The organism is Microbispora sp. CA-102843 (assembly GCF_050936215.1).
Lineage (GTDB): Bacteria > Actinomycetota > Actinomycetes > Streptosporangiales > Streptosporangiaceae > Microbispora.
Genome location: NZ_JBNJNF010000001.1, coordinates 2,953,254 through 2,965,575, shown reverse-complemented (window position 1 = coordinate 2,965,575; position 12,322 = coordinate 2,953,254). Strand labels below are relative to the sequence as shown.

11 protein-coding genes are annotated in these 12,322 nt (G+C 73.1%); 7 read left to right on the top strand and 4 right to left on the bottom strand.

Translation table 11 applies throughout. From position 1 onward, the window contains the following. Window positions 1-51: 51 nt before the first annotated feature. Window positions 52-453 (top strand): cellulose binding domain-containing protein, encoded by a 402-nt coding sequence (locus ACQEVJ_RS13930; RefSeq protein ID WP_433100885.1) that lies wholly within the window; start codon window positions 52-54, stop codon window positions 451-453. Between the two features lie 117 nt (window positions 454-570). Here the strand turns inward: ACQEVJ_RS13930 and ACQEVJ_RS13925 are convergent, their stop codons facing one another. The 3 genes from ACQEVJ_RS13925 to ACQEVJ_RS13915 all read right to left on the bottom strand — a co-directional run bounded on the left by ACQEVJ_RS13925 (window position 571) and on the right by ACQEVJ_RS13915 (window position 3,197). Continuing rightward, on the bottom strand, window positions 571-834 hold the full coding sequence (locus tag ACQEVJ_RS13925) for a hypothetical protein (RefSeq protein WP_433100883.1): 264 nt from the start codon (window positions 832-834) through the stop codon (window positions 571-573). Window positions 835-970: 136 nt separating this feature from the next. Continuing rightward, window positions 971-2,458 (bottom strand): sensor histidine kinase, encoded by a 1,488-nt coding sequence (locus ACQEVJ_RS13920; RefSeq protein ID WP_433100881.1) that lies wholly within the window; start codon window positions 2,456-2,458, stop codon window positions 971-973. Between the two features lie 10 nt (window positions 2,459-2,468). Then, a complete protein-coding gene (locus ACQEVJ_RS13915; protein ID WP_433100879.1) occupies window positions 2,469-3,197 on the bottom strand; it encodes a response regulator transcription factor in 729 nt (242 codons plus the stop codon). 149 nt (window positions 3,198-3,346) lie between these two features. Between ACQEVJ_RS13915 and ACQEVJ_RS13910 the strand changes: the two genes are divergently transcribed. The 3 genes from ACQEVJ_RS13910 to ACQEVJ_RS13900 are packed head-to-tail and all read left to right on the top strand — an operon-like array spanning window position 3,347 to window position 6,071. Continuing rightward, a complete protein-coding gene (locus ACQEVJ_RS13910) occupies window positions 3,347-4,720 on the top strand; it encodes a ferredoxin reductase family protein (protein WP_433100877.1) in 1,374 nt (457 codons plus the stop codon). A 20-nt stretch (window positions 4,721-4,740) separates the two neighbouring features. Beyond that, the gene (locus tag ACQEVJ_RS13905; protein WP_433100875.1) at window positions 4,741-5,307 is read left to right on the top strand and encodes an FMN-binding protein; all 567 of its coding nucleotides are present in this window, start codon (window positions 4,741-4,743) and stop codon (window positions 5,305-5,307) included. Next, window positions 5,304-6,071, top strand: a complete 768-nt coding sequence (locus ACQEVJ_RS13900) for an FAD:protein FMN transferase (protein ID WP_433100873.1) — start codon at window positions 5,304-5,306, stop codon at window positions 6,069-6,071. The genes ACQEVJ_RS13905 and ACQEVJ_RS13900 overlap by 4 nt, the downstream gene beginning before the upstream one ends. 24 nt (window positions 6,072-6,095) lie before the next feature. Here the strand turns inward: ACQEVJ_RS13900 and ACQEVJ_RS13895 are convergent, their stop codons facing one another. After that, entirely contained in the window at window positions 6,096-7,244 is a 1,149-nt protein-coding gene (locus ACQEVJ_RS13895) for an FAD-dependent monooxygenase (RefSeq protein WP_433100871.1), read from the bottom strand. 84 nt (window positions 7,245-7,328) lie between these two features. Here ACQEVJ_RS13895 and ACQEVJ_RS13890 point away from each other — a divergent pair, with 84 nt between their 5' ends. The 3 genes from ACQEVJ_RS13890 to ACQEVJ_RS13880 all read left to right on the top strand — a co-directional run bounded on the left by ACQEVJ_RS13890 (window position 7,329) and on the right by ACQEVJ_RS13880 (window position 12,319). Further along, window positions 7,329-7,979: a TetR/AcrR family transcriptional regulator gene (locus ACQEVJ_RS13890; protein ID WP_433100869.1), complete on the top strand. Its 651-nt coding sequence runs from the start codon at window positions 7,329-7,331 to the stop codon at window positions 7,977-7,979. A gap of 284 nt (window positions 7,980-8,263) precedes the next feature. Next, window positions 8,264-11,458, top strand: a complete 3,195-nt coding sequence (locus ACQEVJ_RS13885) for a DEAD/DEAH box helicase (RefSeq protein ID WP_433100867.1) — start codon at window positions 8,264-8,266, stop codon at window positions 11,456-11,458. Then, window positions 11,459-12,319 (top strand): SWIM zinc finger family protein, encoded by an 861-nt coding sequence (locus ACQEVJ_RS13880; RefSeq protein WP_433100865.1) that lies wholly within the window; start codon window positions 11,459-11,461, stop codon window positions 12,317-12,319. Window positions 12,320-12,322 lie beyond the last annotated feature (3 nt).

Sequence of the window (12,322 nt, the reverse complement as noted above, 5' to 3'; positions counted from 1 at the left end):
CCCTCTCTGGGGAAGGCGGGCATCCAAGTCAGTGCCGAGAAGGGGAGATCGATGATCAGGAAGACGATCACCACGGCAGCCCTGGTCCTGGCGTCCGCGGGGATCACGGCCGTTCCGGCGGCCGCGGACTCGATCGGCTGCGCGGCGAGCTACACGATCACCAGCACATGGCCAGGGACCCGGGACGCCACCGCGCTCGGGCAGGTCACCGTGGCCAACACCGGTTCGTCTGCGATCAACGGCTGGCGTGTGTCGTGGCGCTACACCGACGGCAGCGTCGTCACCCAGGTGTGGGGAGCCGTGCCCCTCCCGGTGATCGGCGTCGTCGGCACGTACGCGTTCGGCAACGAGAGCTACAACGGGAACCTGCCGATCGGCGGCTCGACCGTCTTCGGACTCGCCGCCCGCCTGGGCGGTGGAAAGGCCCCCGACATGACCTGCACGCCCGTCTGACCGCCGGGTGGCGGCCGACAGACACAGGCGATCCCCCGGGACAAACTCCCGGGGGATCGTCGTCTTCCGTTATACGAACTGAACGCGACCGGACATGTCAGGCCACGCCATGCAGGATCACCACGACTCAGGAGGCAGGTTCACATCGCCGACACGGTCGTAGATGACGGTCTCGTCCGCCAGCCTGACGACCACGACGCGGCGGGCGAGCCCCGCTCTCTCCAGCGCCTTCGCCGACTCCACGGCGTTCTTGGCGTAGTGGTAGCGGTCACGGCTACCGGTGTACGGGCTCTCCCTGTCACACCTGACCTCGTAGAGGTCGTCAGGCCACGGATGAGGAAGCCCGTCAGCGCTGCGGCGCTCGGTAGCGGTCGCGGTCATTGCAACACCTCTCTTGTCGCGGAGGGACCTCCGCTGAGAAAGGACCCCCCTGCCCCCCCAACGCCTAAGTATTCCTCATATGCAACATTTGTTTCGCGGCACCCCCTGGAACACATCGGCCGAGGGCAGCACAACGTCACTCGGCGGGCAGCATGACGCGGAACGCCGTACGGCCGGGACGGCTCTCGACGTCGACGGTGCCGCCGTGGGCCGCCACCACCGCCTTGACGATCGCGAGTCCCAGGCCGCTGCCGCCCGAGGCGCGACTGCGGGCCTTGTCGGCGCGGACGAACCGTTCGAAGATCTCGCCCTGCAGGTCCTCGGGGATGCCGGGACCGTCGTCGGTCACGGTCAGCTCCACCTTGTCCGGGCCGGGCAGGTGCAAGGCGACGGTGACGGTCGTGCCGGGCGGGGTGTGCGCGCGTGCGTTGCCCAGCAGGTTGGCCACCACCTGGTGGAGCCGGTCGGGGTCCCCGGGCACGCTGACCGGCTCCTCGGGCAGGTCGAGTCTCCAGCGGTGGTCGGGCCCGTAGGCGCGGGCGTCGCCGGTGGCGTCGATGGCCAGGCGGGTCAGGTCGACCTCCTCGCGCGCCAGCGGGCGGCCGGCGTCGAGCCGGGTCAGCAGCAGCAGGTCGTCCACGAGCGTGCCCATGCGGGCCGACTCGGCGTCGATGCGTTCCAGCGCGTGCCGTACGCCGCCGGGGACGGCCTCCTCGTCGCGCCGGGCGAGCTGGACGTGGGCGCGGACGGTGGCGAGCGGGGTGCGCAGCTCGTGGCTGGCGTCGGCGGCGAAGGTGCGCATCCGCTGCTCGCTGGCGTGGCGGCGGGCGAGGGCCCGCCCCATGTGGCCGAGCATGCGGTTGAACGCCTCCCCCACCTGGCCGATCTCGGTGCGGGGGTCCTCGTCGGGCACCCCCTCGGGCAGCGCCACCTCTCCGTCGGCGAGCGGCAGGCGGGCCACGCGCCGGGCCGTGGCCGCGACCCGGTCGAGCGGGCGCAGCGACAGCCTCACCCAGACGGCCCCGGCGATCCCGGTCACGAGCACGACGACGGCGAACACCCCGATCTCGGCCATCTGCAGGCGCTGCACGGTGGCCCGCACGTCGTCCAGCGGCAGGCCGGTGACGAGCAGTTCCCCGTCGGGGTTGGGGACGGCCATCACCCGGTAGTCATCGAGACCGCCGGAGGACAGCTCCACCGTGTGCCCGAGCCCGTCGGACGGGACGGCGGCCAGCGCCTTCTGGTCCGCCGCCGACAGCACCGGGTCGGCCCGGCCCACCACCGCGGGCACACCCACCTGGCCGTCCCGCACGAGCACGCCCAGGGTGCCGGACGCCTGGCCGCGCGAGTCCCCGCGCCCGCCGTACGGATCGCGCGGGTATCCGTGCTCGCGCTCCTCGTGGGCCAGGCTCGCCGCGAAGCGCCCGGCCGTCATGGACAGCTGCTGGTCCAGCCGTTCGACCATGAACCGTTCGAGCAGGAGGGACGAGGCCGCCCCGGCCGCCGCGCAGGCGAGCACGAGCAGCACCAGCGTGCCCACGACCAGGCGGGCCCGCAGCGTGGTCGGCGCCAGGCGAAGGCGGAGGCGCGTACGCGGCGCCGCCCGGCGCGGCGGGCCGGTCACGGCGGCCCGATCACGGCCGCAGGACGTATCCCACGCCCCGCACCGTGTGGATCAGCGGCCTGCGGCCGGCGTCGATCTTCTTGCGCAGGTAGCTGATGTACAGCTCGACCACGTGCGCCTGCCCGCCGAAGTCGTACGACCAGACGCGGTCGAGGATCTGCGCCTTGCTCAGCACGCGCCGGGGGTTGCGCATGAGGAAGCGCAGCAACTCGAACTCGGTCGGCGTGAGCTCGATCAGCTCCCCGTCGCGGGTCACCTCGCGGGCGTCCTCGTCCATCATCAGGTCGCCCACCACCAGCCGGTCGCCCTCGGCGCTGCGCGCCATGCCGGCGCGGCGCAGCAGCCCGCGCAGCCGGGCGAGCACCTCCTCCAGGCTGAACGGCTTGGTCACGTAGTCGTCCCCGCCCGCGGTGATGCCCGCGATGCGGTCCTCCACCGCGTCGCGCGCGGTCAGGAACAGCACGCACACGTCCGGGGCCTCGGCACGCAGGCGGCGCAGCACCTCCAGCCCGTCGAAGTCGGGCAGCATCACGTCAAGCAGCACCGCGTCGGGCTGGAACTCCCGTGCCTCCCGCACGGCCGACGTCCCGTCGCCCGCCGTGCGCACCTCCCACCCCTCGTACTTCAGCACCGCGCCGAGGACCTCGACGAGGTCCGGCTCGTCGTCGACCACGAGGACGCGTACGGGGTTTCCGTCGGGGCGGACCAGGCCGGGCCGGCCTTTCGAAGTCTTATGCATGATGGTTACAGGGTCCTCCCCGCTCACCGGGCCTACCCTGTGAGCCGCCTCAGAGAATCCTATGAATGGTCCGCAGGTGCCCCGGTTCATAGGAAAACAAGAGGTTCGGTTGGCACGGTGGGTCACGTGATGACGACGAGGAGGCATCCGTGACCACCACATTCCCGGGGACAGCGGTGACAACCGGGCACACGCGTCCGCCCCGACGGAGTGTGCGCGCCCGCCCCGAGGCCGTCCTGGCGCTCATCGCCGCGGGCGTGGTCGCGGTCATCGGCATGTGGTGGGCGAACACGCCCAGCGTCGCGGGCCTCGACGACTGGCTGACGAACGCGGGACGCATCACCGGACTGCTCGCCGGATACGCGATCGCCGTGCTGCTGGCGCTGATGGCCCGGGTCCCCGCGCTGGAGCGCGGCGTCGGCTCCGACCGGCTCGCCCGATGGCACTCGATGGGCGGCCGCTACGTCGTCGGTCTGGCGGTGGCGCACATGCTGCTGATCATCTGGGGCTACGCGCTGACCGACCGCACCGACGTGGTGAGCGAGACGGTGACGCTGAACCTCACCTATCCCGACGTGCTGAAGGCCACGGTCGCGCTGCTGCTCCTCGTGGGCGTCGGTGTCGTCTCCGCCCGTAGGATCCGCCCGAAGCTGCGCTACGAGACGTGGTTCCACCTGCACTTCTACACCTATCTGGCCGCGTGGCTGGCCTTCGGGCACCAGCTCGCCACGGGCGCGGAGTTCGCCGTGGCCCCGGTGGCCCGCACCTCCTGGTACGTCCTCTACTGGGGCGTCGCGGCGCTGATCGCGTGGTACCGCTTCCTCACGCCCGTACGGCTGGCCGTACGGCACCGCCTGAGGGTCTCCCGGGTGGTGCCTGAGGCTCCGGGGGTCGTCTCGGTGTATGTCAGCGGGCGGCGCCTGGACCGGCTGCGGGCCGAGCCCGGCCAGTTCTTCCGCTGGCGGTTCCTGACCAGGGACCTGTGGTGGTCCCCCAACCCGTACTCGCTGTCCGCCCCGCCCGGCGCGGGCGAGATGCGGATCACGGTCAAGGACCTGGGCGACCAGAGCCGCTCCCTCGCCGGCCTGCGGCCCGGCACCCGGGTGCTCGCCGAAGGGCCGTACGGCGCGTTCACCGCGACCGGGCGCCGGGCGCGCAAGGTGCTGCTCGTCGCGGGAGGCGTCGGCATCACGCCGCTGCGCGCGCTGTTCGAGTCGGTGCCGGCCGCCCCCGGCGACCTGACCCTCCTCTACCGCGCGCGCGACGAACGGGACCTGGTGTTCCGCGCCGAGCTCGAGGAGATCGCCACGGCGCGCGGCGCGACCCTGCACTACTGTGTCGGCCCCCGTGCCGTGATCGGCGACCCGTTCGCGCCCGCGACGCTCGCCGAGCTGGTGCCGGACCTGCCCGGCCACGAGGTGTACGTCTGCGGGCCGGCCGAGATGACGAGCGCCGTCACCGCCGCCCTGCGGGCCGCCGGGGTGCCGAACCGCCGCATACACCGCGAATCTTTTGAATTCTGATCATCCTGGATGGGAGTTCCATGCGCAGAGCCATTCTGGCCGTGCTCGCGACCGCCGTCGGTCTCGTGCTGCTGCTGTCCTTCAAACCGCACGAGGTGACCTCGCTGGCCGAGCGTCCGGCCGCCGTGACCCAGGGCGGGGACGCCGGCGACGGCGGCCGCGTCCAGAGCGAGCAGGGCCCGGGCGACGGCTTCTTCGGCCGCCACCACGACGACGAGGGGTCCCCGCCCGGAGGCGAGGGCTCCCAGTACTCCTCCGGTTCCGGGTCGGCGTGGACCGGGCAGGGCGCCACCGCGGGCGTCACCAGCGGCGAGAAGACCGTCACCGGCGACTCCGCCGACACCCGCTGGGGGCCCGTCCAGGTGCAGATCGTGGTCTCCGGCGGGAAGCTGACCGGCATCAAGGTGCCGGTGGCTCCCGCGAACAACCGCCGCGACATCGAGATCAACAACGAGGCGTTGCCGATCCTCAACGAGGAGGCGCTGTCGGCGCAGTCCGCCCAGATCGACACGGTCTCCGGCGCCACCTACACCAGCGACGGGTACATCCGCTCCCTGCAGAGCGCGCTCGACAAGGCCGCCCTGTGACACGCCACGTCGAGCACGTGATGGGCACGGTGTTCTCCTTCGACGTACGCCACTTCGGCGGACGCCACTTCGACGGACGCCACCATGACGCCGCCGCGCAGCGTGTCGCGGCGGCCCTCGCGGACGCGGTGGCCTTGCTGCACCACGTCGACGAGGTCTTCTCGACCTACAAGCCGGACAGCCCGGTCAGCCGGCTGGGCCGGGGCGAGATCACCCTGGCCGACTGCCCGCCGGAGGTGGCCGACGTCCTGGGCATGTGCGAATCGGTGAGCGACCAGTCCCGCGGATACTTCACGGCCTACCCGGGAGGCCGCCTCGACCCCTCCGCCATCGTCAAGGGCTGGGCGGTCGACCGGGCCTCGGCCGTCCTGCGCGAGGCGGGGGCCGCCGACCACTGCGTGAACGGCGGCGGGGACGTGCGGCTGTCCGGCGCCGCTGCCCCCGGCCGTTCCTGGCGGGTCGGCGTCGCCCACCCACTCCGCCCGGGAGACCTCGCCGCCGTGGTGTCGGGCAACGACCTGGCCGTGGCGACCTCGGGCACGGCGGAGCGCGGGGCGCACGTCATCGACCCCCACACCGGCCGGCCCGCGACCGAGCTGGCCTCGGTGACGGTCATCGGGCCGGACCTCACCCTGGCGGACGCGTACGCCACCGCCGCCTTCGCCATGGGCGGCGCGGCCCGGGAGTGGGTGGAGGGACTGGACGGCTACGAGGCCTTCGCCGTCACCGCCGCCGGCGCCACCTGGCGGACGTCCGGCCTCTGAGATAGGCGGCCGGGCCCGCCGCCCTCACCACGCGAGCGCGTGCTTGAGGCGGGTGGCGGCGGCCACGGCGGGCCACAGGCGGGTGGCCAGGTTCCTGGCGACGATGCCGCCTCGGGTCGCGGGGGCCAGGAGCGCCGACGCCTGCCCGACGTTCCGCTGCTTGGGGTCCACCAGGCGCCGGTGCGCGGCCTCATATCGGCGGAAGGCCGCGCCGGGGTCGCCGGAGTGGGCGGCCAGTGCCTCGGCGAGGGTGAACGCCCCGGCCATGGCCAGGGTGGAACCGTCCCCGAACAGCGACACGCAGGACGCGGCGTCGCCGAGAAGCGCGACGCGGCCCTTCCACCAGCGCGGCAGGCGCACCTGGCTGACGGAGTCGAAGTAGAGGTCGTCGGCGGCACGCACGCGTTCGAGCAGTTCCGGCGCCCGCCAGGACACGTCCGCGAAGGCGTCGGCCAGCATCCGCTTGTGCTGTTCGGTGTCGCGGTGGTCGAACCCCGGCGCCGCCGGGCTGCGGTAGAGGAAGAACGCGCCTGCGGGCCTGGGATTGACGGCGATCGCCTTGCCGGGCGTGTTGTGCATGAGGATGTCCCGGCCCGCCCCGGCCGCCCCGTCGCCGAGCGGCATCGTCGCGACGTACAGGCCCATGTGGCGCACGAGTCCGCTCTGCGGTGTCCCCTCCTGGCCGAACGTCAGGCGCCGCGTCACCGAGTGGAGGCCGTCGGCCCCGATCACCAGGTCGAAGCGGCGGGGGGCGGCGCGCTCGAAGGTGACGTCCACCCCGTGCTCGTCCTGGCCGAGCGCACTGATGGAGTCGTCGAAGAGGAACTCGGCGTCGTCGCGGCTCGCCTCGTACAGGATCGACGCGAGGTCGCCGCGCGGCACCTCGACCTCGTCGGGCCGCTGCACGGCGCGCATGTCCATCCGGCCGACCCGCCTGCCCGCCGCGTCGACGAAGCTGACCCCGGTCGTGCCGGTGGCGGCCCGGCGCAGCCGGGGCATGACGCCCATCCGTTCCGCGACCGTGACGGCCGGCCCTCTGACGTCCACCGGGTTGCCGCTGGACCGGGGCTTTCCCCCGCGTTCCACGACCGTGACCCGGAATCCGTGCCTCGCCAGCCAGTAGGCCAGCGTCGGCCCCGCGATCCCGGCCCCCGAGATGAGCACTGTGCTCATGGCATATCCCCTAACCGGAAGATTTTCCTCCGCATATACGACGGTATCCTAACCGGAGGAAAATCGTCCAGATCCCGTGATGAGGTGGCAGTGGAGAAGGGGCTGCGCGCCGACGCGCGCCGCAACCGGGACCTGATCGTCGCCGCGGCCCAGGAATTGTTCCTGGAGCAGGGCGTCGACGTGCCGTTGGAGGAGGTCGCCCGCCGGGCCGGCGTGGGCGTCGGCACGCTCTACCGCCGCTTCCCCGACCGGGACGCGCTGCTCAGGGCGGTCGGCGAGGAGAGCCTGCGCCGCCTTGTGGACCTGGCGGAGACGGCCCGGCGCGAGGAGCCGGACGCCTGGCACGCGCTGTGCCGCTTCCTGCGCGGCTCGGTCGCGCTGCGGCTGGGCGTGCTGCCGGCGAAGCTCGAACCACACCTGCACCAGCGGATGCGCGTCGGCGCCGACCTGCACGTGATGCGGCAGCGGGTGATCGCCGCCGTCCTGGGGATGAGCGAGCAGGCGCAGGCGGACGGCGCGCTACGCGCCGACATCGGCCCCGGCGACATCGCTCTCCTGATGACCCTGCACGTCTACACGCCACCGGACCTGCCCGGCGAGCAGGCCATGACGCGCGTGGTGGAGATCATGCTGGACGGCCTGCGCGCCGACCGGGGATCGTCTCTTCCCGGAACTCCGCTCGACGGCGACGACCTGCGGCAGTACACCGCCGTGCGGCTCCCGCCCACCGAGTGACACCCGGGCGATGACGTGCCCGGCCGGCCGGGGCCGCGTGGTGGGCGCTGCCGGCCCGCGGCTTGCGCCGCGCCGCCTGCCGGAGACTGGACCGGACCGCCCGCGACGGTTCCGGCTGGGCGGGCAGCGGACGGCGCGGGGCGTTGTCCACAGGCGTCGGCGGGAGCGGCTCGGGAGCCCTGTTTCCGCTGCTAGCGTTCCGAATTGGCGGGAGGAGACGGCGTGCTCGTGATTGACGCGGCCGGGAACGGCGGGCGGCTCGCGCCCCAGGCGAAGGAGACGGCGTGCTCGTGATCCACGCCGCCTGGGACGGCGGGAAACTCGTGCTCTGGGCGGAGGAGACGGCCGGCGCGGAGCCGGTGGCCTCCCGCGCGGAGGTGCGCGCCCACCCCTTCGCCGCCCCGGCGAGCACCCTCGCCGCGGAGTTGCCGCGTTGGGGGGACGCCGCCGCCGAGGCCGCGGGCAAGGCCGTGTCCGGCGAGGCGGTGCTGCTGCTGCCGAGTTCGGCCACCAGTCCCCTCCCCTCCCCGGAGACCGGACTGCGGATCACCGCGCGCCGCGCGAGGATCAGTCCGTGGCGGGTGCCCGTGCTGCTGGTCGAACCGGGGCCCGCGCTGCGGCTGCTGACGGGGGCGTTCGAACCGCCACCCGCCGCCGGGCCGTCCCTGCGCTATCTCACGGTCGTCGCCGCCCACGCCCGTGACCTGGTGCGGCGCGGCCGGGTGCTGCCCCAGCTCGTCGCCGAGGACGGCGGCTACGCGGCGCGCTGGCGGCCGGTGTTGACCGGCGCACACGCCGACCGCTTCCGTGAGCTCGCCACCGCCATGCCGCCGGTCTGCCGGGCCGTCGGAGAGGAGCGGCCGTCCGCCCATGTGCTCATCGAGGCGCTGGCGGGCCTGGCCGACGCCGCCGTACGGCAGGCGTTGCCGGAGCGCCTGCTGCGCGGGCACCGTCCCGGGCCGCGCAGTCCCCTGGCCGACCGGTGGACGGTGGCGCTCACCGGGGACACGGCGGCCCTTCCCGGCGCACGCCGGGAGGAGGCGGAGGCGCTGGCCCGGCCGCTGGAGGACTGGTTCAGGGCGGCCCACCAGCTCGACGGCCCGGTCAAGGTGTGCTTCCGCCTCGTCGAGCCCCTCCTGCCCGAGGAGCAGCCGGGCCACGAGGCGACCACGAGCCCGCGGGTGGCGGCCGAGCAGGCCCCGGCGCAAGCCGCAGCACGAGCGGGCGCGGCGGCGCATGAGGACATCGCGGCCGACGGGGCGAGCGAGGCCCAAGGGGACCCCACCCCGCGCAGGGACGCAGTGCCCGAAACGGGCGCACCAGCCGAAGCGGGCGCGGCGGCGTGGCGGGTCGAGTTCGCCCTCCAGTCGGCCGAGGACCCGAGCCTCTACGTGCCCGCTCCCCTCGTCTGGACGGGCGAGACCCTGCCCGGCTTGCCCGGGCGGCCGGACGAGACCCTGCTCGCCGGGCTGGGCCGGGCGGCCCGCCTCTACCCGAGGATCGACGACGCCCTCCGGGAGGCCCGGCCGGCGCACGTCGGCCTCGACGTGGAGGGGGCCTTCCACTTCCTCCGGCACGCCGCGCCGCTCCTTCAATCGGCCGGGTTCGGGGTGCAGTTGCCCGCGTGGGCGGGCCGCACCCGGCTCGGCCTGAAGCTCACCGCACGGTCCCGCTCCGGACCCGGCGCCGCCGCCGACCAGGGGTTCGGGCTGGCGCAGCTCGTGGACTTCCGGGCCGAGCTGGCCGTCGGCGACGAGACGATCAGCGAGGCGGAGCTGGCCGAGCTGGCCCGGCTCAAGGTGCCGCTGGTCCGGCTGCGCGGGCAGTGGGTCGAGCTGGACGCCCGGCAGCTGAACGCCGCGCTGAGGGCCGTGGAGCGCCGCGGTTCGGGTCAGATGACGATCGGGGAGGTCATCCAGGAGGTGGTCCACGGCGGGGACGACGAACTCCCGCTCGTGGAGGTGGACGCCGACGGCCTGCTCGGCGACCTGCTGTCGGGCGAGGCCGACCGCCGTCTCGAACCCGTCGCGACCCCGGCCGCCTTCCACGGCACGCTGCGGCCCTACCAGGAGCGCGGCCTGGCCTGGCTCGCCTTCATGTCCCAAATCGGACTCGGCGGCATCCTCGCGGACGATATGGGCTTAGGTAAAACCGCCCAGACACTGTCACTCATGATGAAAGAGCGTGAATCGGGCGAGCGAACCGGGGCGACGCTGCTGGTGTGCCCGATGTCGCTGCTCAGCAACTGGCAGAAGGAGGCCGCCCGCTTCGCGCCCTCGCTGGACGTCTACCTCCATCACGGCACTGGCCGCCTGCGCGGCGAGGAACTGGCCGAGCGGGTCGGCGTGGCCGACCTCGTCCTCACGACGTACGGCACGGCGTTGCGTGACCGGGACGCTCTGGCCCGGTTCGCCTGGGCCCGGCTGGTCTGCGACGAGGCCCAGGCCATCAAGAACGCCGCCGCACGGCAGGCCCAGGCGGTGCGCTCGCTTCCGGCGCGGACGAGGCTGGCGCTGACCGGCACCCCGGTCGAGAACCATCTGGCCGAGCTGTGGTCGATCATGGAGTTCTGCAACCCCGGCCTGCTCGGATCGGCGAGGGCCTTCCGCGACCGCTACCAGGAGCCGATCGAACGGCGGGGCGACGAGACGGCGACCTCCGCGCTCAAGCGGGCCACGGGCCCGTTCGTGCTGCGGCGCCTCAAGACCGACAAGACGATCATTTCCGACCTACCGGACAAGATGGAGATGAAGGTCTGGTGCACGCTCACCCCTGAGCAGGCGAGCCTCTACCAGGCGGTGGTCGAGGACATGATGGACAGGATCGCCGGCAGCGAGGGCATCGAGCGGCGTGGGAACGTCCTGGCGGCGATGACCAGGCTCAAACAGGTCTGCAACCACCCCGCCCACCTGCTCAAGGACGGCTCCCGGCTGACCGGCCGGTCGGGGAAGCTGGCCCGGCTGGAAGAGCTGGCCGAGGAGATCGTCAGCGAGGGCGACAAGGCGCTGGTCTTCACGCAGTACGCCGAGTTCGGCTCGATGCTGCAGCCCTACCTGGCGGCGCGTCTCGACCGCCCGGTGCTCTGGCTGCACGGCGGGCTGCCGAAGAAGACGCGCGACGCGCTGGTGGAGCGGTTCCAGACCGACGACGAGCCGATGATCTTCCTGCTGTCGCTCAAGGCCGCCGGCACCGGGCTCAACCTCACCGCCGCCAACCACGTCGTGCACGTGGACCGGTGGTGGAACCCGGCCGTGGAGAATCAGGCCACCGACCGGGCGTTCCGCATCGGGCAGACCCGCAACGTGCAGGTCAGGAAGTTCATCTGCGCGGGGACCCTGGAGGAGCGGATCGACGAGATGATCGAGCGCAAGAAGGCCCTGGCCGAAAGCGTCGTCGGGACGGGCGAGGACTGGATCGCCGGGCTGTCCACAGCGGAGCTGCGCGAGCTGTTCCGCCTGTCCCCCGAGGCGGTGAGCTGAATGCCGGTCGGGCGGGACGGCTGGTTCGAGGCCGCGCGGCCCATCAGGGTCGAGGGCGGCATCAAGGCGCGCTCGAAGCGCGGGTCCATCGGCGAGCAGTGGTGGTCGCGGCGGTTCATCGACATCCTGGAGCGCGTCTGCGACGCGGGCAGGCTGAGCCGGGGGCGCGCGTACGCGCGACGGGGCCAGGTGCTCGACCTCGACCTCGGTTCCGGCCTGGTGAAGGCCCGGGTGCAGGGCTCGCGCCCGAAGCCGTACGACGTGAGTGTGCGGATCACGGCGTACGGCGAGCGGGAGTGGGCGGGGCTGGTCGAGGCGCTGGCCGCGCAGGCCCTCCACCGGGCCAAGCTGCTCGCCGGGGAGATGCCGCCGGAGATCGAGGACGTCTTCTCCGGGTGCGGGCTGCCGCTGTTCCCCGGCGAGCGCGGGCTGGACATGGCCTGCTCCTGCCCCGACTGGGGATTTCCGTGCAAGCACCTGTCGGCCGTGCTGTACCTGCTGGCCGAGACGTTCGACGACGATCCGTTCCTGGTGCTGGCCTGGCGGGGCATGGCCAGGGAGGCGCTGCTCGACGCCCTCCGCGCCACCGGCGGCGGACAGGTTCCGGGTGAGCCGGGCGGTGGGATACCCCGGCTTCTCGACGTGGCCGACGTCCCGTTCGCCGAGCGGGTCGGCGACTTCTACGAGTCCGGCGCCTCACCGGCCCGCCTCGGCCCGCCGGCCGATCCCGGGTCGCCTCCCGACCTGCTGCTGCGCGCACTGGACCCGCCGCAGGTCAAGGCCAGGCACATCCCGCTCCTCGACCTGCTGCGGCCCGCTTACCGGACTCTCGCGGCCGAGGAGAACGAGGAGGCCGGCTAGAGA

What these genes read in the sequence shown, in the direction of transcription:
- ACQEVJ_RS13915 (WP_433100879.1), bottom strand. Translation starts at nt 3,197, where the DNA reads ATGCATAAGACTTCGAAAGGCCGGCCCGGCCTGGTCCGCCCCGACGGA.
- ACQEVJ_RS13930 (WP_433100885.1), top strand. Translation starts at nt 52, where the DNA reads ATGATCAGGAAGACGATCACCACGGCAGCCCTGGTCCTGGCGTCCGCG.
- ACQEVJ_RS13925 (WP_433100883.1), bottom strand. Translation starts at nt 834, where the DNA reads ATGACCGCGACCGCTACCGAGCGCCGCAGCGCTGACGGGCTTCCTCAT.
- ACQEVJ_RS13905 (WP_433100875.1), top strand. Translation starts at nt 4,741, where the DNA reads ATGCGCAGAGCCATTCTGGCCGTGCTCGCGACCGCCGTCGGTCTCGTG.
- ACQEVJ_RS13880 (WP_433100865.1), top strand. Translation starts at nt 11,459, where the DNA reads ATGCCGGTCGGGCGGGACGGCTGGTTCGAGGCCGCGCGGCCCATCAGG.
- ACQEVJ_RS13895 (WP_433100871.1), bottom strand. Translation starts at nt 7,244, where the DNA reads ATGAGCACAGTGCTCATCTCGGGGGCCGGGATCGCGGGGCCGACGCTG.